The 20,753-nt window shown below is 47.3% G+C and carries 17 protein-coding genes and 2 pseudogenes; 7 read left to right on the top strand and 12 right to left on the bottom strand.

Going from position 1 to position 20,753, the window contains the following annotated elements:
* Nucleotides 1–349: 349 nt before the first annotated feature.
* From ACJHYR_RS24665 to pxpA, 6 genes are read right to left on the bottom strand one after another with little or no spacing between them, the layout of a single operon-like run.
* Nucleotides 350–832, bottom strand: a complete 483-nt coding sequence (locus ACJHYR_RS24665) for a DUF1097 domain-containing protein (RefSeq protein WP_000775392.1) — start codon at nt 830–832, stop codon at nt 350–352.
* 14 nt (nt 833–846) lie between these two features.
* Nucleotides 847–1,833 (bottom strand): biotin-dependent carboxyltransferase family protein, encoded by a 987-nt coding sequence (locus ACJHYR_RS24660; RefSeq protein ID WP_000511730.1) that lies wholly within the window; start codon nt 1,831–1,833, stop codon nt 847–849.
* The gene (locus ACJHYR_RS24655; RefSeq protein WP_000129813.1) at nt 1,823–2,707 is read right to left on the bottom strand and encodes a 5-oxoprolinase subunit B family protein; all 885 of its coding nucleotides are present in this window, start codon (nt 2,705–2,707) and stop codon (nt 1,823–1,825) included. The genes ACJHYR_RS24660 and ACJHYR_RS24655 overlap by 11 nt, the downstream gene beginning before the upstream one ends.
* 9 nt (nt 2,708–2,716) lie before the next feature.
* Nucleotides 2,717–4,078 carry an acetyl-CoA carboxylase biotin carboxylase subunit gene (locus tag ACJHYR_RS24650; RefSeq protein ID WP_072674563.1) on the bottom strand — a complete coding sequence of 454 codons (1,362 nt, stop codon included), beginning with the start codon at nt 4,076–4,078 and terminating at the stop codon, nt 2,717–2,719.
* A gap of 10 nt (nt 4,079–4,088) precedes the next feature.
* Nucleotides 4,089–4,334 (bottom strand): acetyl-CoA carboxylase, encoded by a 246-nt coding sequence (locus ACJHYR_RS24645; protein ID WP_000301513.1) that lies wholly within the window; start codon nt 4,332–4,334, stop codon nt 4,089–4,091.
* Between the two features lie 17 nt (nt 4,335–4,351).
* Complete coding sequence (gene pxpA, locus ACJHYR_RS24640) at nt 4,352–5,113, bottom strand: 5-oxoprolinase subunit PxpA (RefSeq protein ID WP_000946308.1); 762 nt, start codon at nt 5,111–5,113, stop codon at nt 4,352–4,354.
* 142 nt (nt 5,114–5,255) lie between these two features.
* On the opposite strand from pxpA, the gene ACJHYR_RS24635 reads away from it, so the two are divergent.
* Nucleotides 5,256–6,191 carry a LysR family transcriptional regulator gene (locus ACJHYR_RS24635; protein WP_001349471.1) on the top strand — a complete coding sequence of 312 codons (936 nt, stop codon included), beginning with the start codon at nt 5,256–5,258 and terminating at the stop codon, nt 6,189–6,191.
* Nucleotides 6,192–6,332: 141 nt separating this feature from the next.
* Here the strand turns inward: ACJHYR_RS24635 and ACJHYR_RS24630 are convergent, their stop codons facing one another.
* Complete coding sequence (locus ACJHYR_RS24630) at nt 6,333–7,826, bottom strand: PLP-dependent aminotransferase family protein (protein WP_001201060.1); 1,494 nt, start codon at nt 7,824–7,826, stop codon at nt 6,333–6,335.
* A 118-nt stretch (nt 7,827–7,944) separates the two neighbouring features.
* Between ACJHYR_RS24630 and ACJHYR_RS24625 the strand changes: the two genes are divergently transcribed.
* From ACJHYR_RS24625 to lldD, 4 genes are all read left to right on the top strand, one after another.
* A complete protein-coding gene (locus ACJHYR_RS24625; RefSeq protein WP_000797834.1) occupies nt 7,945–9,210 on the top strand; it encodes a 4-aminobutyrate--2-oxoglutarate transaminase in 1,266 nt (421 codons plus the stop codon).
* Between the two features lie 134 nt (nt 9,211–9,344).
* Nucleotides 9,345–10,589 carry an aromatic amino acid transport family protein gene (locus ACJHYR_RS24620; protein WP_001293427.1) on the top strand — a complete coding sequence of 415 codons (1,245 nt, stop codon included), beginning with the start codon at nt 9,345–9,347 and terminating at the stop codon, nt 10,587–10,589.
* Nucleotides 10,590–10,872: 283 nt separating this feature from the next.
* A protein-coding gene (locus tag ACJHYR_RS24615; protein ID WP_096952743.1) for an IS3 family transposase occupies nt 10,873–12,212 on the top strand; the annotation gives its coding sequence in 2 pieces (ribosomal slippage) (nt 10,873–11,338 and nt 11,338–12,212; 1,341 coding nt in all).
* Between the two features lie 356 nt (nt 12,213–12,568).
* The gene (gene lldD / locus ACJHYR_RS24610) at nt 12,569–13,735 is read left to right on the top strand and encodes an FMN-dependent L-lactate dehydrogenase LldD (protein WP_000587292.1); all 1,167 of its coding nucleotides are present in this window, start codon (nt 12,569–12,571) and stop codon (nt 13,733–13,735) included.
* Between the two features lie 76 nt (nt 13,736–13,811).
* Here lldD and ACJHYR_RS24605 read toward each other — a convergent pair whose 3' ends face one another.
* The gene (locus tag ACJHYR_RS24605) at nt 13,812–14,102 is read right to left on the bottom strand and encodes a PapB/FocB family fimbrial expression transcriptional regulator (protein WP_000513495.1); all 291 of its coding nucleotides are present in this window, start codon (nt 14,100–14,102) and stop codon (nt 13,812–13,814) included.
* Between the two features lie 881 nt (nt 14,103–14,983).
* Here ACJHYR_RS24605 and lldP point away from each other — a divergent pair.
* Together lldP and ACJHYR_RS24595 are read left to right on the top strand one after the other, a co-directional pair.
* Nucleotides 14,984–16,627 (top strand): L-lactate permease, encoded by a 1,644-nt coding sequence (gene lldP / locus ACJHYR_RS24600; protein WP_000355948.1) that lies wholly within the window; start codon nt 14,984–14,986, stop codon nt 16,625–16,627.
* A gap of 175 nt (nt 16,628–16,802) precedes the next feature.
* Complete coding sequence (locus ACJHYR_RS24595) at nt 16,803–18,095, top strand: MFS transporter (RefSeq protein WP_029490234.1); 1,293 nt, start codon at nt 16,803–16,805, stop codon at nt 18,093–18,095.
* A 70-nt stretch (nt 18,096–18,165) separates the two neighbouring features.
* Here ACJHYR_RS24595 and ACJHYR_RS24590 read toward each other — a convergent pair.
* From ACJHYR_RS24590 to tnpB, 4 genes and pseudogenes are all read right to left on the bottom strand, one after another.
* A pseudogene (locus ACJHYR_RS24590) lies at nt 18,166–18,264 on the bottom strand (ABC transporter ATP-binding protein); the annotation flags it as partial.
* 363 nt (nt 18,265–18,627) lie between these two features.
* Nucleotides 18,628–18,726, bottom strand: a pseudogene (locus ACJHYR_RS24585) (transposase domain-containing protein); the annotation flags it as partial.
* Nucleotides 18,727–18,916: 190 nt separating this feature from the next.
* Nucleotides 18,917–20,530: an IS66-like element ISEc23 family transposase gene (locus ACJHYR_RS24580; protein ID WP_029490233.1), complete on the bottom strand. Its 1,614-nt coding sequence runs from the start codon at nt 20,528–20,530 to the stop codon at nt 18,917–18,919.
* Between the two features lie 30 nt (nt 20,531–20,560).
* Nucleotides 20,561–20,753: IS66 family insertion sequence element accessory protein TnpB (gene tnpB / locus ACJHYR_RS24575; protein WP_187183729.1), on the bottom strand; the 193-nt coding region annotated here is incomplete at its 5' end.

Here is a 20,753-nt window from a genome sequence, read left to right as displayed (position 1 = left end):
AACTATATTACATGTAACTATCTGGCCCTCAAATCATCGAGAGAATTGTTTAAAGTCAGCAGTCATAATCTGAATATAGATCATTATCACATAATTTAATTCTTAATTCACTACATTTTCCCTTGAATCCGGTATAATAAGACAGAGCACATGGCTGATGCTTTGTTTCGGTGTGGATAATCTGGTGGCGTCGGCTATGTGCTCTCAACAGTTAACTTATTATGAATACTATTATCAATACAGGTTTTACATAAAAAAATAAAAAGCATCTCCTGATATCAGCCCAGTCTCTTTGGGCTAACCAGAATTATACATAAGCTATGCAGATATTAATTTGCATACAAAACCATTATTTTCTTGAGCACACTATACTAATGTATCCCAGAAGAGGTCCTGTGCATAATCCTGTTGCTGCCCATAATACAGCAAGTGAAATATCAGGACCATCTGTATCCGGATAAAATCCTCCATAATAAACAGCAAATACAGTAGAGTATGCATTGAATGCAGGTAAACTACTGTTCATGCACGGTATCTGAAGGAGTAAAAGAAGAACATACACTGTTATTATTACTGATATAATGATTGCCAACATGGCAGAAATGTGCAGGGATATCATGTAATTTATAGCAGCAATACATAACACAGACGTTGCTATACCGGGAAGTAATGAAGCATAAATTTTCTTTAATATGTCAGGCGTCGCTCCCAGAGCATAGTACCATGCCCAGCCAATAAATATAGCCCACACAGGAATATTAATCCCCGGCCATGAAGCCAGGCATGACAGCCCTGCTAACAGGGCTATGGTAAGATTCATCGGTAATTTCATTTCAGACGCACCTGTTATGAGCCATAAGATAATGAATTAATGAGAAGGTTGAGTCTTTCATTAAATTCTTTACGGATTTCCAGAGCTTTATCCATACTGACTTGTGAAAATGTCACACTGGAGCCGGGTGCAAGTTGAGCCAGAATATCGAGATCAGTACTCACTACTGTCCCCACTGTCATATATCCCCCTCCTGATACAGCATCCCTGTGCAAAACTATTGGTGTGCTTCCAGAGGGAACCTGAATTGATCCCACGGGATAACAGGCATCAACGATATTTGATGGATCTGAACCAGCACCAAATGGCGGGTGCCGATCAACAAAATTAAGTGAGCGCCCTCCCTGAAACCTGAAACCTGTTCTGTCTGAATCCTTACTGATCTTCCATACATCATCAAAAAAACTTTCAACTGATTCCTGTTTCAGGCGATGGATATACATTCCGGGTACAACACGTAATTCATTTTCTTTAGTAAAAACTGGACGTAACTCATCTGGCAGAGTGTAATTTATACGCCCTTTATTACATATTGCTTCCTGTACGGGTAATTCATCTCCGGCCTGTAACCGACGTCCTTTATAACCACCAAGACTGCCAAGGAGGTAAGTAGAACGACTTCCGGCAATAACAGGGACATTAATACCTCCCGCGATGGCAAGGTAACAGCGTACACCCACCGTGGTGTATGCGATTTTTAATATCTGTCCTTTCCGGGCTAACAGGGATGTATTCACCGGAACACTCTGATTATCCAGGGTCACCGTAAAAGGGGCACCGCTGACTGCAAAAAGAGTATCCTGCTCAAACAAGAGTTCGGGCCCCAGTAATGTGCATTCCAGCGCTGCATCAAACGGGTGATTACCGACAAGCAAATTGGCGGTAACTAACCCTGTACGATCTAATGCACCGGATGGCGGGATCCCGAGATGATAAAAGCCTTCTCGTCCTCCGTCCTGAACGGACGTGGATAATCCGGGCGTCAATACTTTAATTCCCATACAGTTCTCCCAGTAAATTTTTAGTATAATCTTCAGGATTTTCTTCAAATGCGTTCAAATCAAAATTTACAGGCCTGATAAGTAATTCAAAATTACCAGATTCCACATCACTTATACATTGATTATATTGTTCAGTATTGATCGCCCTGAACTTAATGATGTCCCCTGCCCGGAAAAACACCATAGAGTCTTTGAAATATGATAATTTCTGTTCTGTGTCATAAATCGGAGCTGGTGTTATACCGAACAATTGATACCCACCTGCCCCCCGGACTGGATATATAGCCCCGAAGCACCCGCCATGACCAACAGAATGTTTTGGTGTATCAGTTCTGGGAACAAGATATTTTGGAACCTGGATTTGCTTTTTCCGGTCAACCATCTGATACATAAAAGGCAGCCCGGCAACGAAGCCAACCATAGAAACAAACCAGGGACTTGAATGATGGGCCTCAATAAACGTCTGAACATCCGGATATCCGTTTATTTCAGCAGCATACTCAAGATCGGTTAATGCCGGGTTTTGATGATTATTCCGGAACCGCATCAGGGTTTCATGAGTCCATGGATCATTATACAATACAGGAATTTCAATTATACGTGTCTGTAGTGTCATTTCTCCATTCCCGGAGAGCACATTAACATTTCGTATCTGTTGTAACAAATCATCAGGGTGTATAATGTCGGGATTAAATCTTATCTGACATGATGCATTTGCAAGGCAAATATCGAGCACACCATTAATATTTAATGATTCTATTTTTCTCGTAAGAGACAAGCTGTGAAAAAATGCTTTAAGAGACATTTCCTCACTGACTTCGATGAAAAGATGCTCATCAGCACCAAATGTATAGCGCAAATTTATATCAGTCATACAGGTTCCTCATTTAAATGCACCGGTATTCAGCCAGTCTTCAAGCGTTTTATTATGAAACTGAGCATTTCTGAAAAACTCAGCTGATAATAATGCTTCATGAAGAGGTATAGTTGTATGAACGCCTTCTATTTGCATATTACCAAGGGTCTCCCGGGCAAGACTTATCGTTTTTTCTCTGCTGTCAGTATGAATAATAAGTTTTGCCAGTAAAGAATCATACCAGAGAGGCATCTTATACCCTTCAAACATGTGAGTATCGACTCTTATTCCCTGCCCTTCAGGTATCTGCAATACCGATATTGTTCCGGGACTGGGCATAAAACCATTGTAAGGATTTTCTGCATTAATCCTCATTTCAATTGCAGCTCCCTGTAACGTAATCTCATCCTGTCCAAACGACAGAGAGTCGCCCCCGGCAATTCTCAGCATCCAGTCGATAATATCAATGCCTGTGACCATTTCTGTAACCGGATGTTCAACCTGAATCCGCGTATTCATTTCAATAAAAAAGAATTCCCCGCTCCGGTCATCGACCAGGTACTCAATAGTTCCTGCGCTTGAATAATTCAGCATTCTGGCGAGATTCAGTGCACTCTGACATAAGGCCTCACGTAGTGACGCTGAAACAGAAGGCGATGGCGCTTCTTCTGTCACTTTTTGTCTTTTTCTCTGCAGAGAACACTCTCGTTCAAACAGGTGAACGATGTTTTTTCCGTCTCCAAGGATCTGAACTTCAACATGACGGGCTTCCGGTATATAACGTTCCAGATATACACCATCGTGCCCGAAAGCTGCTTTTGCTTCAGCACGCGCTACTGTATATTCATGCACCAGCTGTTCCGGAGAATGTACAATCCGTATCCCCTTCCCGCCTCCCCCGGCCGAGGCCTTTATCAATAAAGGATATCCGGTAATATCCGATGCTACTGATAATGCCTCCTCAGGGCTTATAACCTCGCCATTTGAGCCTGGTACAACCGGGACACCTGCCTTTATCGCGCAATCTCTCGCGATTGCTTTATCCCCCATTTGCTCAATAATCTGAGGAGATGGCCCAACAAAAATAAGCCCTGCATCGAGCACCGCACGGGCAAAAGACGCATTCTCCGACAGAAAACCATATCCGGGATGAATGGCCTGAGCGCCAGACTGAAGGGCTGCATCAATTATCTTCTTTCCGTCCAGATAACTGTCATCGGCACGGGATTTACCTATGACAATAACTTCATCGGCGCTCTTTGCCGGAAGAGAATTGATGTCTGATTCGCTACATGCCAGCACCGTTTTTATATTCAGCTTCTTTGCACTTCGTATAATTCGTAATGCAATCTCACCTCTGTTGGCAATAAGCAGTTTTTGAATACTCATGCTCAGTTCCTTATATTATTTCTATGGTAGCCAGTACCTGACCAGGTTCCACTTCCTCCCCATTCTCCACCTTAAACTGGATATTAGTCCCGGTTGTTTCAGCATGAATTTCGTTAAACTGCTTCATTATTTCAATCAACCCAATGACGGTACTCTCCTGAACAGTGTCACCATTCTCCAGAAACGGGGCACTATCAGGTGCTGGTTTCCGATAAAATACACCAGGTAAAGGTGAAAGAATTTCTGTAACAGCCATAACATCCTCCATGTATATCAGTTTTGAGAATTTACACTTATGTCTGCCTCACGTAAGGCTTTATTTATTGCAATCAGAAGAGATAAGGCACCGGGCGTATCACTATGGACACAGACAGAAGAGAAATGAATGTCAATATCCTGATCTTCTACAGTACGAACTTTTCCCTCCAGACAGGCACGCAGCACTTTTTTTGCGACATCATCAGGATTAAGAGGTTCAGTTCTCCGTATAAATACAATGGAACCGCTTTGATCATAATCCCTGTCGGCATAAAACTCACAAATAACAGGATGTCCGATTTGCGTCGCTTCTTTCCAGATGGCACTACCATACATGCAATATATTCTCAATTCAGGCGCATAACTATGAAGCGTTGAGACAAAATGCTTTGCAGCATCCCGATCATGAGCAAGATGCATATACAACGCGCCATGAGGCTTAACATGGTTTACAGGCACATTGTGTAATGTGGCAAATTCACGCAAGGCCCCCAGCTGATAAATCATGTCATTGGTGATTTCCTCTGCGGTGCAGTGAATATGACGCCGGCCAAAACCAGCCAGATCACGATAACCGGGATGAGCACCGACAGACACACCACTGTCACGGGCGCTGATTATTGTACGGTGCATAATCCCCGGATCACCTGCATGAAAACCTGTCGCTATATTCGCTGAGGAGATGTATGGCATAATATCAATATCCCGGATATCTCCGAGAGTCCATGCTCCAAAGCTTTCCCCCATATCAGAGCTGATATCAATACTGCGAAGCATTAAAACCTCCGTCTGACAAATACGGTAACAGTATGTCATGTAGCACATTTGTTTCTTTATTGTAAATTATTATTTTTCTATGGTAATATATTAAATTTATTTATAATTACTGTTGCAAAAATATCTTTATCAGGAAAATTTGATGAACATCACACTCAGACAGATAAAATATTTCGTATCAACAGCGGAGTCCGGATCGTTATCAACTGCAGCCAAATCACTCAATATTTCACAGTCTGCGATAACAACAGCAATTCAGGGGCTTGAAAGGGACATCGGTTATAAATTACTGATTCGCTCAAAATCTGGCGTTGATTTAACAGATGAGGGAAGACTGTTCTTATACAATGCCTACAATATTATCCGGACATATGATGAGGCAATAAATACAGTGCATGTTCAGAAGCCTTTGCATGGAACAGTTTCCATTGCGGCGACTTATACAATAATGGGATATTTTTTACCTGTTCATCTGAAACAATTTTCAAGAATTTATCCACATATAAAGCTGGAGCTTTTTGAAAATCAAAGAAGCATTATTGAAACCGGACTTCTCAGCGGAAAATATGATATTGGGATTGTAATCAATGATAATCTGACATGTCCCGATATTGTATCAGAAACACTGTTACGGTCGGAGCGCCGTATATGGTTACCATCCGGCCACCCTCTGCTGGAAAAAGAAATTCTCTCCCTGAATGATATTGTCTCAGAGCCTTTTATTATCCTTGATGTGGATGAAGCATGGGAAACAGCAAAACGTTACTGGAATACGGCCAGTACCATGCCAGATGTAATTTTACATACGCATTCTATTGAAGCTGTACGAAGTATGGTTGCGAATGATATGGGTATAACCATTCTTTCTGACATGGTTTATCGCCCATGGTCGCTTGAAGGGAAACGTATAGAAACACGCGCATTATCTAAATCAGAAGTTTTCCCAATGAGTATTGGCCTGGCATGGCGTAATAATGTTGAGTTTACGCCTGCAATGCAGGCTTTCATCAATTATTTCAGAAAGATTTTTATGTGTTCTCCCGGTTATCAAAACCGGAATGTTGACCACTTTATCTGATGTGTTAAAGACATCACTTTATTATTACCACTATAGCTGAACTCATTGAAGATGATTAACTACTGTCTGCTCAGAGAAACGATGTAAAGTGAAATGTGAATACTCCTGACCAGAGTGTTGTTCCCTCTGTTACCAGCCACCTCAGACCTTTACCAGCACCTGAGGGCAGTGATGGCGCAAACAGGTCAGAAGTGTGGCGAAAGCCTCTTCCATCTGCGCTTCCGGCAGACTCGCAAATCCCATCAACAGTCCTCTTTTACGCTGTGCTGTCAGGTAGTAAAGCGACAGCGGACGCACCAGTATATTTTGTGCATTGGCGCTGGCCGCAACCGCAACATCATCAACATCGTCCGGTAAATTTAATATCAGATGCAGCCCGGCATTATCGCTGAAATCTGACAGTGCCTGTGTTCCACAGTGACGTTCAATCAGTTCACCAAGAAAGGCGCGACGGCGACTGTACAGTAACCGCATACGGCGAATATGAGCAGAATAATGCCCTCCGTTGATAAACTCAGCCAGTGCCATCTGGATCAGTGTATGCCCGCCACGATAAAGCTCAGCATGGGCACGTTTTAAAGCCTCTTTCAGCGGGCGCGGTAATACCAGATAACCCAGCCTCAGTCCGGGATACACTGTCTTGCTGAAAGTACCAATATACACCACTGGTGCATCGTCAATAAGCCCCTGTAGTGCCGGAACTGGTTGACCGGAAAAGCGAAATTCACTGTCATAATCATCTTCCACAATCCAGCTTCCATGCTGTCTGGCAAGGGCCAGCAAGCGTTGCCGTCGCTCAAGACTCATCACCACGCCCAGAGGGTATTGATGGGATGGCGTGACGAAAATCAGCCTGGGAGGTGGCATCAGGCGTTCGGGAGGTACCAGACCACTGGCATCAACGGCAACAGGGGTGATCTGCACAGCATTCATTGCCAGTACATGGCGTATTCCCCAGTAAGACGGCTCTTCCACCCATGCCATATCACCGGCATCTGCCAGCATGCGTGCAACAAGATCGATCGCCTGATGGATACCTTCGGTGATAAGTATCTGATCAGCCTGACAGCGTACGCCACGCGCAATCCGTAAATAATCAACCAGTGCATGCTGTAATTCCGGTGTCCCTCCGGTACAGCTATAGCTCAGCCGCTCCGGCTCAGGACGGCGACTGATACGCGCCTGAATCCTGCTGAACAGGGGGTGGGGAAAGGCACTGACATCCGGGACGCCGGGAATAAATGCCCCCCACTGGCACGGACTGGCGCTGACATGCCGGAGCAGATAATCCCCGCGGTGAGAAACAGCAGAACTCAGCCTGGCATCTTCACTTTTTTCCGTGTTACTGAACGCCATTAAGAAGGTATCAGGAGCCGTCTGTGCGACGAATGTTCCGCTTCCACGACGTGATACCACATATCCTTCCGCCTGTAATTGTTCATAAGTTGTTAATACTGTGTTTCTTGAGATTCCAAGTTCAACTGCAAGTTCCCTGGAGGCAGGGAGACGGCTGTGCGGCGGTAAAGAGCCATCGAGAATAGCATAGCGAAGCGCATTATAGAGCCGTTTGTGCAGAAGTTTATCCTGCTCCTGACCCATTCTGAACAGCAGCAGATCGCCTATGAATGCCCTCAACTGGATCCCTCAGATAATCAAAATTGGTACTCGATTATAGTGCCATCGCCTGCCTAAATAAACAACACAGCGTCTCATTTGTTGCAGTTAAGTGACATATTTAACAGGAGAGTCGGGAATGAAAAATTCTGAACTGAATCATCGTCGCCAGCAGGCGACTCCCCGTGGTGTGGGGGTAATGTGTGACTACTTTGTCGGGAAAGCGGAGAACGCCACGCTGTGGGATGTGGAAGGCAATGAAGTTATCGACTTTGCCGCCGGTATTGCCGTACTGAACACCGGCCATCGGCATCCAAAAATTGTGGCGGCGGTAGAGCAGCAGTTGCAGTCGTTTACCCATACCGCTTATCAGATTGTCCCTTATGAGAGTTACGTTTCGCTTGCAGAACGTATTAATGCTGTCGCCCCTGTCGATGGACCTGCCAAAACGGCATTTTTTACCACCGGTGCCGAAGCAGTTGAAAATGCGGTGAAAATTGCGCGCGCATACACCGGTCGTCCGGGGATTATTACTTTTGGCGGTGGGTTCCATGGTCGTACATTCATGACCATGGCACTCACGGGCAAAGTCGCTCCCTACAAAACAGGGTTTGGCCCGTTCCCGGGCTCAGTTTACCACGCCGTCTATCCTAATGATGCCCATGGCATTTCCGTTGATGATGCTCTCAGGAGTCTTGATCGTATCTTTAAAGCAGATATTCCTGCTGATCAGGTCGCCGCGATTGTACTGGAGCCCGTTCAGGGAGAAGGCGGGTTCAATGTCGCTCCGGCCGCTTTTATGCAGGCATTGCGTGAGTTGTGCGATACACACGGGATCCTGCTGGTTGCCGACGAAGTACAGACCGGTTTTGCCCGTACTGGCAGGCTATTTGCGATGCAGCACTACGCTGTGAAAGCCGATCTGATAACAATGGCGAAAAGTCTGGCTGGCGGCTTCCCGTTATCGGGGGTTGTGGGGCGTGCCGAAGTCATGGATGCCCCGGCTCCGGGAGGACTGGGAGGTACTTATGCCGGTAATCCGCTGGCAGTAGCTGCTGCGCATGCGGTGCTGGATATCATTGAAGAAGAACAGCTCTGCCAGCGTGCCGATCAACTTGGCGAACATCTGAAAGAGGTGCTCAGTCAGGCCCGGGCAGGATGTCCGGCAATTGCGGATGTGCGTGGACTGGGTTCAATGGTGGCAGTGGAGTTTAACAATCCGCAAAGCGGTGAGCCGTCGGCGGAATATGCACGACAGGTACAGCACAAAGCCCGGGAAAACGGCCTGCTGCTGTTGAACTGTGGTATCTACGGTAACGTTATCCGTTTTCTCTACCCTTTAACAATCCCGGATGCTCAGTTCAGCAAAGCGCTGAATATTCTGACCCGAATTCTGCGTACCTGATATGCACGGAAAATTGCCACAACGGCAGGGAAGCCTTTCTTTCCCACGTGTCGTTTGTGCCAGGCGTGAGTGATTTATTCCTGATATCACCTTTTTCCGGCGGCAATAGTCGCCGGTGTAATACGGAATCTGTTATGTCTGAAAATGCCACCTTTTCCCCTGAACAGTCATGCCGCAAACATACCGCTGCGCCGGCGAAATCCCTGAGTTTCGTTGAAGGTGTGTCGATGATTGTCGGCACGAACATTGGCGCAGGTGTACTGTCTGTGGCCTACGCCTCCGGTAAAGCCGGTTTTCTGCCGCTGTTATTCTGGCTCGTGCTGGTCGGGAGCCTGACCACCATAACCATGCTGTATGTGGCTGAATCGACTTTACGTACCCGTAAACATTTGCAGTTAAGCGGATTGTCACATCGTTATGTCGGACGCTGTGGCGCGCTGATAATGTTCCTTTCCGTCTGTGTGAACAGCGTTGGCGCTCTGATTGCATATATGAGCGGAAGCGGTAAGCTGCTGCACTCACTGCTGGGCATTTCTCCAGCTCTGGGTAGCATGTTATTTTTCATTCCCGCCGCAGGAGTGCTTTATCTCGGCCTGAAAGCGATAGGTCGCGGGGAAAAATTTATAAGTATCGGTATGGTGGTGATGCTCACTATCCTTATCGTCGCCACAATGCTGAAAGACACAACACAAATGCGTTACCTGCTGGATGGCAACTGGCTGTATATGGTGCCGGTCTTTAACGTTGTGGCATTTTGTTTCTCGGCACAATATATTGTTCCGGAAATGGCGCGCGGTTTTTCTGATAAACCAGAAAAATTGCCGAAGGCAATTATGGTCGGGATGGGAATTACCTTCATTCTGCTGGCTCTGGTGCCTATGTCTGTCATAGCACTCAACGGGCTGGACAATATTTCTGATGTGGCGACCATTTCCTGGGGACGTGCGCTGGGTGAGTGGGCCTTTTTCTCTGCGAATCTGTTTGCTCTTTGCGCGATGCTGACTTCTTACTGGGGACTTGGTGGCAGTTTTCTGACCAATATCGTTGACCAGTTCAGTCCGGGCGATGACAGCCAGCCTCTAAGACGCTTTCTGTTACTGCTGATCGTTGTCATACCACCGTTTATTCTTGCTTATAGCGGCATGGTATCGTTTGTAAATGCGCTTTATTTTGCGGGGGTCTTCAGTGGCGTGGTCCTGTCTGTTATGCCCATTCTGATACTGAAAGGGGCGCGCCAGCACGGTGACCTGACACCTGGCTGGACGTGTCCTGCACTCATTATTCATCCGCTACTCCAGAGCTTTATTGTGTTGTTATATCTCTGTAGCGCTGCGTATGCAATTGCTTCTGCGCTGGGCCATCTCCCGGCAGGCTGGTAAACATAAAGGAAAAGTATTATCGACCTCCTGTATATTAAAATTGAGTTAGCATAGTGACGAACAGATTTGGCAGGGCATATGTAGCCTGCTCCCCTCCGGGGTTTAAAGCTCTTTTTGTAAGCAACGGGCGCATGTGCTGACCCACTCATTTGACATCATGACGGTTTATCTGTACGTCACCATAACGCATTTTATAAGAATGTTTTTTGTCCCATAACAGGTGTCCACTGGTTAATGAAGTGCGCCCCAATAGTTAGACACCAGATCTGTAACTGAGGAGCGTATGAGCAAATTTTCATTAGAATTCAAAAGGGAAGTATCAGAAAAATACCTGGAAGGTGAGCTGAGTTTGAAGTCTGTTGGAAAAATGTACAATATTGACCCCAGCACGGTAAGGAAATGGGCTTATGTTTACCGTAAGCACGGATTAAAAACACTGACTGGGCAAAAAAGACGTTATGACGATAACTTCAGATTGAATGTGGTCAGAGATGTTATTGATAATTCTCTTTCTATAAGGGAAGCTGCAGTGAAGTATGGGATCCCTGCTTTTAACACCATATCCAAATGGATTAAAAAATACAGTGAGGTTGATTTTTCGATGAAGGGACAAAAGGAAGATTTGAGGCCGAAAACTCCTGCTGTTTATCAACGAAATCGTTCGACACAACTGACAATCAGTGAACGGGAAGAACTTGAGTTTCTGAGAGTTGAGAACGCTTATCTAAAAAAGCTGAAAGCCTTAGCTCAGGAAAAATTACGATTGGAACAAAAGAAAAAGTAATCATTATTAATGAGTTAAGGCAATGTCATCCATTATCACAATTACTGGTTATCGCTGATTTGCCACGTAGTACATTTTACTATCACGTGAAACGCCTTAATGCGCCAGATCCATATCAACTTGTTAAACAAGTAATATTGAGAATATACCATCAGCATAAAGGGCGTTATGGTTATCGACGCATCAGACTTGCCTGCCGTAACGAGGGCATTTTACTTAATGGTAAAACCATCAGAAAGTTAATGAAGGAACTGGGTATCAGCTCACTTATCAGGCGCAAGAAGTACCGTGCCTATCGTGGAGAACAGGGGCGAACTTGTAATAATTTACTGAAGAGACAATTTTATGCTGACCGCCCAAATCAAAAGTGGGTAACAGATGTCACTGAGTTTAAGGTCGATGGCAGGAAGCTCTATTTATCACCAATCATGGACCTGTATAATGGAGAAATAGTCTCATATAACCTTACTGAGCGCCCATTAGCATCAATGGTAAAGAGCATGCTATTAGATGCGGTAGAACAACTCAATAAAGACGATAAGCCCTTGTTGCATAGTGATCAGGGGTGGCAATATCAGATGCCTCGTTGGCAACGTTGGTTGAGTGATAATGGCATAACACAAAGCATGTCCCGACGTGGTAACTGCTTAGATAATGCAGCAATGGAAAGCTTTTTTAGTACATTAAAATCAGAATGTTACTATCTAAATAAATACAATAAGTTACATCATCTAAAGCAAGATATAATTGATTACATTGAATACTACAATCACCATCGCATTAAAGAGAAACTCGATGGTATGAGTCCGGTTCAATATCGACTTAAACATTTTTCATAGGATGTCCAAGATTTGGGGCGCAGTACAGTTAAAAAGGTGGGCACCTGTCGTTACCAGTACTGGCTTAATTGCTACATACGGCTGTCGGTTTACGCTTACTTTCAACTTGTGGGTAAGGGGATGGAGTGCGAATAAATGATCGAGCTTCGTGCGAATCACTGATCGAATACATCGGAATGCGCACTCTGAAGCAAACTTAAAACATCTCTGCACCATTCCATGCACGCATAAAAGTCATTCCGGCATTTCATTTTACATAACATAAACAGAACAATAATAATTACAACAACATTCACACCAGCATTACAGAACACACTCTGTCTGTTGTTATCACCAGAAATATCAGGAGTATTTAAATGATTATTTCCTCACCTGCAGATTACAGGGACGCCGCAAAACACAGACTGCCACGCTTTCTTTTTGATTACATAGACGGCGGGGCTGTTACTGAAAAAACCATGCATGAAAATATGACCTCTTTATCTTCGGTCAGCCTCCGGCAGCAGGTGCTTTGTGGCGCCGGAGCCCCCGAACTGAACACCACCATCCTTGATTCAGAATGGGCCATGCCTGTTGCTCTGGGCCCCGTCGGTGCCACTGGCATGTACGCCCGTCGTGGAGAGGTGCAGGCAGCCAGAGCGGCCTCAGCAATGAACATCCCTTATACTCTCTCAACCGTCTCCGTCTGCCCGATCGAAGAGGTCGCCGGACACGCTGACGGGCAACTGTGGTCCCAGTTATACGTCCTTCGGGATCGTGGTTATATGCAAAACGCACTTGAACGCGCCTGGACTGCAGGTATGAAAACCCTGGTATTTACCGTCGACATGCCTGTGCCGGGCTCCCGGTACAGGGATAACCATTCAGGGATGTCAGGTCCCCACGCCACACTGCGTCAGTATCTTCAGGCCGTTCTTCATCCCCGCTGGGCGCTGGATGTGGGAATTGCCGGTCGTCCTCTGTCATTTGGTAACATCGAAACGTACACCGGGCATAAAATGTCGATGGATGACTATATGGGCTTTATCAGCAAAAACTTTGATCCCTCTATTGCATGGAACGATCTCGAATGGATCCGTGATGGCTGGAAAGGTAAACTGATAATAAAAGGGATCCTTGTTCCGGAAGATGCAAAAAATGCTGTACGGCTTGGCGCGGATGGCATCATTGTCTCCAATCATGGCGGACGTCAGCTTGATGGTGCCATCCCCACGGCCAGGGCATTACCGGCGATAGCAGATGCAGTGGGTGATGACATCACGGTACTGGCGGATTCAGGTATTCGTTCCGGTGTGGATGTGGTCCGGATGCTTGCTCTGGGGGCAAAAGGTGTGCTGCTGGGAAGAGCGTATATTTACGCACTTGCCGCTGCGGGAAAAAAAGGCGTTGAGCACCTGCTCAGACTTTATGCTGAAGATATGAAAGTCACCATGACGCTGATCGGCGCTTCTTCTCCCGCTGATATCAGCAGCAGAAATCTTGAATATCTGGAAAAAGAATTCTCCCGACATTCATCATCCTGACCAAAGTAAACCAGGCACATATCCTCCATGCTCCCGGGACAACAGAGCGCAGTTCGGGCACTACAGCCTTACTGGTTTACCAGTATGGTCTGCATTCAGAAGGGACCGACAACAACTCAGCCAGCTCCGCCACAAGGCGGTTGGTTTCCAGTAATTTCCGCAGACTCACCGAAAAATAGCCTTGTGCCACATCGTGATTTTCACAGGCTTCCCTGCGCGTCAGCCCCAGAACAAAATAATCCCTCAGCGCCAGGATAACCTTTTTACTGTTAACGGGAGAAAGCGCTGCAAGTATTTCAAAATGTGCATCTGACATGCTTCCGGGCGTGTCATATATCCCGGCAACACGACTGTGATATATCCCCACGGATACCCCCTGATTACCGCCTGCCCTTATTCCCCGGGAGACTGAGAACAGGCTGAGATATAAGTATATTTATATAATATTATATTTCGGATTATTCGCAGAATACTGAAAAAACCGGTCGGGTCAACCGCAGGAAAACAGAAAGAGCCTGTAATAACGCATAGAAACGATATTTAAAACCAGAACAACCATCAAAAACAGAACATAAAGTCACAAAAACCGTCAAAAACGACCAGGTACTGCATTTTTAACACCTTTTTTAAATTTTGGTATCTTTACAAAAAACACCACCTGAAAATCATTTATTTAATTAAATAAAGTAAATTGCTTAGCCTGATAAATATTGTTCTGCAACACTCCGGTTCAGGCAGAATGTATTTTCATGGCTTACCCATTCAGGCGTAAATGCGATATTCCGCACATGACAGAGACCACACAAAGAAAAACAGGCGCAGACAGCCGGATACAGGATAAATTAACACTTCACAATCCGGCATTATTACGCTACAACATTCACGGGCAACTGCCCTTGTAACGAAAACTTCCTTAATTTGGGTATTTGTGTGCCGTACGTCTGTGGTGTACGGCTTTTTTTCATTTTTTTATAATTTCTATAAATAAAGATATAATCAATACGTATATACCGTCGTATAAGATCCTTCTTCACCTTTCATTAAAAAGATCCGGAACAAAACAGACGATGAGATTGTGGTACTACCAGATTTACACCCTTACTCCGGATAATTCACAAATCCTGAAATTACGACCTTCCTCCCGTTGCCGGACTGAAACAATATGCAGACACTCTGACGGACATGTCAGCAATGCACTCGCTCTCTGCTGTACAGGTATTACACCATACTTCACCAGGAGGTCTGTTCATGGATATCTGGTCACAGGACTATGATCCCGTCGGAAATATCTGGCTGTCCAGCCTGACAGCATCGCTTCCCATTCTGTTTTTTTTCTTTGCCCTGATTAAGCTGAAGCTTAAAGGCCATGTTGCTGCCACATGGACTGTCATTATCGCGCTCATCGTGGCCCTTCTTTTTTATAAGATGCCTCTCACAGCCGCACTCGCTTCCGTGCTCTATGGTTTCTTCTATGGCCTGTGGCCCATTGCCTGGATAATTATTGCCGCAGTTTTTGTTTATAAAATTTCTGTAAAAACCGGACAGTTCGATATCATTCGCGCTTCAGTGCTGTCCGTTACGCCTGATCAGCGTATTCAGATGCTGATTGTGGGGTTTGCCTTTGGTGCCTTTCTCGAAGGGGCCGCCGGTTTTGGAGCACCTGTGGCCATAACAGCAGCACTGCTCGTGGTGCTTGGGTTCAGACCACTTTACGCGGCCGGGTTGTGTCTGATCGTCAATACAGCTCCCGTGGCCTTTGGTGCGATGGGGATCCCCATTCTCGTCGCAGGCCAGGTTACCGGGCTGGACAGCTTTGAAATCGGTCAGATGGTTGGTCGTCAGTTACCCTTCCTGACCATTATTGTGTTGTTCTGGATCATGGCAATTATGGATGGCCTGCGTGGCATTAAGGAAACCTGGCCCGCCGTTCTGGTTGCCGGAGGTTCCTTCGCCATAGCCCAGTTTCTCAGTTCCAACTTTCTGGGCCCGGAGCTCCCGGACATCATATCATCACTGGTGTCGCTGGTTTGTCTGACGCTTTTCCTGAAACGCTGGCAGCCTGTACATATTTTTCGCTTTGACAACACCCCGTACCAGAATACGGACTCATCACCACTGAGCCGTTCACAGGTGATACGGGCATGGTCGCCATTTCTGTTTCTGACTGCCACGGTGACACTCTGGAGTCTTCCTCCCTTTAAAACACTGTTCGCACCGGGCGGTACACTGCATGACCTGGTGATTACTGTTCCTGTGCCGTATCTTGATAAACTCATTGCACGTATGCCTCCGGTAGTCAGCGAAGCCACTGCTTATGCCGCGGTGTTTAAGTTTGACTGGTTCTCTGCCACCGGTACCGCCATCCTGTTTGCAGCATTGCTCTCTGTGATCTGGCTGAAGATGAAACCGTCAGATGCTGTCAGCACCTTTGGCAGTACACTGAAAGAACTTGCCCTGCCCGTCTATTCCATCGGCATGGTGCTGGCTTTCGCCTTTATCTCTAATTATTCGGGGCTTTCATCCACACTTGCCCTGGCTCTGGCACAGACAGGCAGCGCCTTTACGTTCTTCTCACCGTTTCTGGGCTGGCTGGGCGTATTTCTGACGGGATCAGATACCTCATCCAATGCATTATTTGCATCACTCCAGGCAACGGCAGCTCATCAGATCGGGGTCTCCGATATTCTGATGGTTGCCGCCAACACCACAGGGGGAGTAACCGGCAAAATGATTTCTCCACAGTCCATTGCCATCGCCTGCGCAGCAACCGGACTTGTTGGCAAAGAATCAGAACTCTTTCGTTTTACTGTTAAACACAGCCTGATCTTCACCTGTATTGTGGGAGTCATCACCTCTCTCCAGGCATGGGTATTCACCTGGATGATCCCATGAAATATTTGTTGTGCCGGATCTTTTCCGGCATGATGATGTGTGTTACAGCCTCTGGCTTATAACACTCTGCAGTAGTGCTGGCTGACGTGACTGCCGGATATTCTGGTTTTCTTAAGTCACGGATATACTGACGACAGGGTTTCACATTCAATATTCAACTGACAGGTATGTTTATATGGCACACCGCTACCTGACACGACAGGATCACAGGACCTTATCTCTGGCTGCGCTCGGAGGCGCACTTGAATTCTATGACTTCATCATTTTTGTTTTTTTCGCCGCCGTCATTGCTGAGCTCTTTTTCCCGCCGGATATACCGGAATGGCTCCGTCAGCTCCAGGCATTTGGTATATTTGCTGCCGGGTACCTGGCACGACCTCTCGGCGGAATAATTCTGGCCCATTTTGGCGATATACTTGGGCGAAAGAAAATGTTCACCCTGAGTATTTTGCTTATGGCAGTACCGACACTTGTTATCGGTATTTTGCCAACCTACAGCTCTGTGGGTACCCTGGCTCCTGTGCTGCTTCTTCTGATGCGTCTGCTTCAGGGCGCAGCGATTGGCGGTGAAGTGCCCGGTGCCTGGGTTTTTGTTGCTGAGCATGTACCGGAGCGCCGAACCGGTATTGCATGCGGAACACTGACAGCAGGTTTAACCGCCGGGATCCTGCTTGGTTCAGTGGTTGCCACACTTGTCAATTCAGTATTGTCTCAGGATATTGTTTACGATTACGGCTGGCGATTCCCCTTCCTTCTTGGTGGTGTTTTTGGCCTGGCAGCAATGTACCTGCGCCGCTGGCTGGAGGAAACTCCGGTATTTCTGGAAATGAAAGCCAGAAAAAAACTGGCTCAGGAATTACCGGTAAAAGCTGTCGTTTTAAGACATAAAAAAGCTGTTGTGATTTCCATGCTGTTGACATGGCTGATATCCGCAGGGATTATTGTGGTGATACTGATGGCACCGGTCTGGTTACAGAAACAGTATGACTTTTCGCCGACAGTCACCTTACAGGCTAACAGCATTGCAACTATTATGCTGAGTCTGGGATGCCTGCTGGCCGGTATGGCCATTGATTCTTTTGGTGCCGGAAAAACCTTTATATCAGGCAGTATTCTGCTTGGATGTTCAGGATGGCTGTTCTATCACACTGTCGGTGAGTATCCTGAAATGTTGTTCTGGCTGTATGGGCTGGCGGGATTCAGTGTGGGCATTGTCGGGGCCGTCCCTTATGTTCTCGTGCGTATTTTCCCCGCAGAGGTCAGGTTTACCGGCATTTCATTCTCTTACAATGTCGCTTATGCAGTGGTGGGGGGACTGACTCCTGTTGTGGTCACGATGTTAACGGAAATCTCCCCGATGGCTCCAGCATGGTATGTTATGCTGTTATCACTTGTGGGATCAGGACTGGGAATATGGTTCTGCAGGGATCCCCGTCTTTTTATCTGTCACGCAGACAAAGACAAATAATGTTTCACCGTTATATAACGGTATCATTCAGTTTTTAAAAATGGCGACAGGTTAACCTGTCGCCATCCGGTCAGATGCTCACCAGACCGCGCCCCCCATCAGTCTCCATATCCTCCCCCTTGCCCTGCCGGATGATAGCGCCACGCGACATCACCAGGTAGTGGTCCGCCGTCATGTTCCGGTGAAATCGTCCTGACACGTTTCCGGGCTCGTTATCAGCGGTTTTTGCGAATGATCGCCGCCCTGCGATGGTTGATTTATTTTATTGCGCCCCGGCGTCTGCCTTGCCAGGTACCGGAGGCGGGCTCTGAAGTACTGAGTAGGGTGAGCGCGTCAGGCCACGAAGTACTGACACGGGAGTTTGTGGCAGGCAGTGAAGTCCTGACCAGGGTAAGGGAGGGGCTGACGTGCATGCCCTGACTGTCAGCCAGGGCGCGTGGTGACTGACTTTCTCAATAACCCGCTGTCAGGCGCTCAACGCCCGACAGCAGGCCATGGCCCGGTGTGCAAAGACCTGACGGCAGGCCTTGTGTCACCCGGATAAGGTAAATCCCTCAAGAGGCAGCAACTCAGCCAGTCGGTCCTCAGGCCACTCCGGCAGGCGCGTCAGTACGTCCGTCAGCCAGGCATGTTGCAAAATCGCATCGTGTTCGATCGCCGATTCGCATCGTACTCGATCGCTGATTCGCATTGTCCGATCATTGATTCGCATCCTGCAGTCACTCCTGGAATTAACTTTTCTGCATAGTCTCTACTGCTGAATTTTCTTCTCAGTAGAGGTCTTGATGGCTGTAAGCGTCAACGGAGCACCGTATTGACGCTTATTTATTGGTGAGTACTACGTTCCATGGCAGGAGTTCGTCAACTCGGTTGGAAGGCCATTCCGGCAGTACGCTCAGGATATGGCGCAGATACGCTTCCGGATCGATACCGTTCAGACGGCAGGTGCCGATCAGCCCGTACAACAGTGCTCCACGCTCGCTGCCGTGATCGCTGCCAAAGAACATAAAGTTTTTCTTTCCGAGACAGACTGCACGAAGCGCTCTTTCCGCAGCATTATTATCCGCCTCCGCCAGACCGTCATCACTGTAATAACAGAGGGCATCCCACTGATTCAGTACATAGCTGAACGCTTCGCCCAGTCTGGATTTTTTCGACAGCGTACCATTCTTCTCCACCATCCATTCATGCAGCGACGTCAGTAACACTTTGCTTCGCTGCTGCCTGACGGCAAGACGCTCTGACTCCGGTAATCCCCGTATTTCATCCTCGATGGCGTACAGTTCACTGATTCGCTTCAGGGCTTCTTCTGCCGTCGCACTTTTGCTGCTGATGTATACATCGTGGATTTTTCGCCGGGCATGGGCCCAGCACGCAACTTCTGTCAGTGCACCACCTTCACGTTCTGCACTGAACAACCTGTCGTAACCTGTGAACGCATCCGCCTGCAGGATACCCCGGAAGGGGCGGAGGTGTTGCTCCGGGTGTTTCCCCTGCCGGTTCGGCGAGTACGCGAACCAGACCGCTGGAGGAGATGACGAACCCACATTGCGATCATCCCGGACATACGTCCAGATACGCCCTGTTTTCGCCTTTTTCTGACCCGGTGCCAGTACCTTTACCGGTGTGTCATCAGTGTGAACCTTGCGGGTGTTCATTACATAACGGTACAGGGCATCATTCACCGGTGTCATTAACTGGCAGCACGCGTCAACCCAGTTGGAGAGTAAGGCCCGGCTCAGTTCGACACCCTGGCGGGCAAAGATTTCACTCTGACGATACAGTGGCAGGTGTTCGCAGTATTTTCCCGTTAACACGCGGGCAAGTAACCCCGGGCCCGCGATACCACGCTCTATCGGACGGGATGGTGCCGGTGCTTCAACGATACAGTCACATTTTGTACAGGCTTTTTTTACCCGTTCTGTGCGGATCACTTTCAGGGCGCTGCTCACCAGTTCCAGTTGTTCTGCACTGACTTCCCCCAGATAATCCAGCTCACCGCCACACTCCGGGCAACAGCTTTCTTCAGGCTCCAGGCGGTTTATTTCGCGGGGCAGATGCTCCGGTAACGGACGACGATGGCGTGACTGTCGCAACTGGCGGGGAACCTGCCGGTCATCCTCTCGCCCACTGTAACGATCGCTGTCCTGTTCGCGTTGCTTCAGCAGGGCCTCAGCCTGTTCAACTTCACGACGCAGTTTTTCAGAACGGGTACCGAACAGCATCCGGCGCAGTTTTTCTATCTGAGCCCGCAGATGTTCTATTTCCCGTTCATCTTCTTCGATCTTTTCTTCGGCACGTGCCAGCGCAGAACGCAGGAAGGCCTCCGTCTCTTCAACCAGACTCAGTTGTTGGTCTTTCTGACGGAGGGCTTCAGCCTGCTCAGAGAGCAACCTTTCCAGCTCTGCGATGCGAATGAGGTATTTCTGACTCATGACCGTTTTTATAATGCGGTCAGGCGTTTTTTACAACATTGTCAGTGAGTTAAGGCGGGATGTTTTTGGCTGACGCCAGTCCAGCTTATCGAGGAGCATTACCAGTTGCGAACGGGTAATGGATACCTTGCCGTCACGTACCGCAGGCCAGATAAACTGGCCTTCCTCCAGGCGTTTGGTGAACAGGCACAGACCATCAGCATCAGCCCAAAGAATTTTAACG

Source organism: Escherichia sp. WS1450, assembly GCF_046487395.1.
GTDB lineage: Bacteria > Pseudomonadota > Gammaproteobacteria > Enterobacterales > Enterobacteriaceae > Escherichia > Escherichia coli.
Note: the sequence above shows the minus strand (reverse complement) of the source record. Positions and strands in the feature narration are given on the sequence as shown.

What these genes read in the sequence shown, in the direction of transcription:
- ACJHYR_RS24665 (WP_000775392.1), bottom strand. Translation starts at nt 832, where the DNA reads ATGAAATTACCGATGAATCTTACCATAGCCCTGTTAGCAGGGCTGTCA.
- ACJHYR_RS24660 (WP_000511730.1), bottom strand. Translation starts at nt 1,833, where the DNA reads ATGGGAATTAAAGTATTGACGCCCGGATTATCCACGTCCGTTCAGGAC.
- ACJHYR_RS24655 (WP_000129813.1), bottom strand. Translation starts at nt 2,707, where the DNA reads ATGACTGATATAAATTTGCGCTATACATTTGGTGCTGATGAGCATCTT.
- ACJHYR_RS24650 (WP_072674563.1), bottom strand. Translation starts at nt 4,078, where the DNA reads ATGAGTATTCAAAAACTGCTTATTGCCAACAGAGGTGAGATTGCATTA.
- ACJHYR_RS24645 (WP_000301513.1), bottom strand. Translation starts at nt 4,334, where the DNA reads ATGGCTGTTACAGAAATTCTTTCACCTTTACCTGGTGTATTTTATCGG.
- pxpA (WP_000946308.1), bottom strand. Translation starts at nt 5,113, where the DNA reads ATGCTTCGCAGTATTGATATCAGCTCTGATATGGGGGAAAGCTTTGGA.
- ACJHYR_RS24635 (WP_001349471.1), top strand. Translation starts at nt 5,256, where the DNA reads ATGAACATCACACTCAGACAGATAAAATATTTCGTATCAACAGCGGAG.
- ACJHYR_RS24625 (WP_000797834.1), top strand. Translation starts at nt 7,945, where the DNA reads ATGAAAAATTCTGAACTGAATCATCGTCGCCAGCAGGCGACTCCCCGT.
- ACJHYR_RS24620 (WP_001293427.1), top strand. Translation starts at nt 9,345, where the DNA reads ATGTCTGAAAATGCCACCTTTTCCCCTGAACAGTCATGCCGCAAACAT.
- lldD (WP_000587292.1), top strand. Translation starts at nt 12,569, where the DNA reads ATGATTATTTCCTCACCTGCAGATTACAGGGACGCCGCAAAACACAGA.
- lldP (WP_000355948.1), top strand. Translation starts at nt 14,984, where the DNA reads ATGGATATCTGGTCACAGGACTATGATCCCGTCGGAAATATCTGGCTG.
- ACJHYR_RS24595 (WP_029490234.1), top strand. Translation starts at nt 16,803, where the DNA reads ATGGCACACCGCTACCTGACACGACAGGATCACAGGACCTTATCTCTG.
- ACJHYR_RS24580 (WP_029490233.1), bottom strand. Translation starts at nt 20,530, where the DNA reads ATGAGTCAGAAATACCTCATTCGCATCGCAGAGCTGGAAAGGTTGCTC.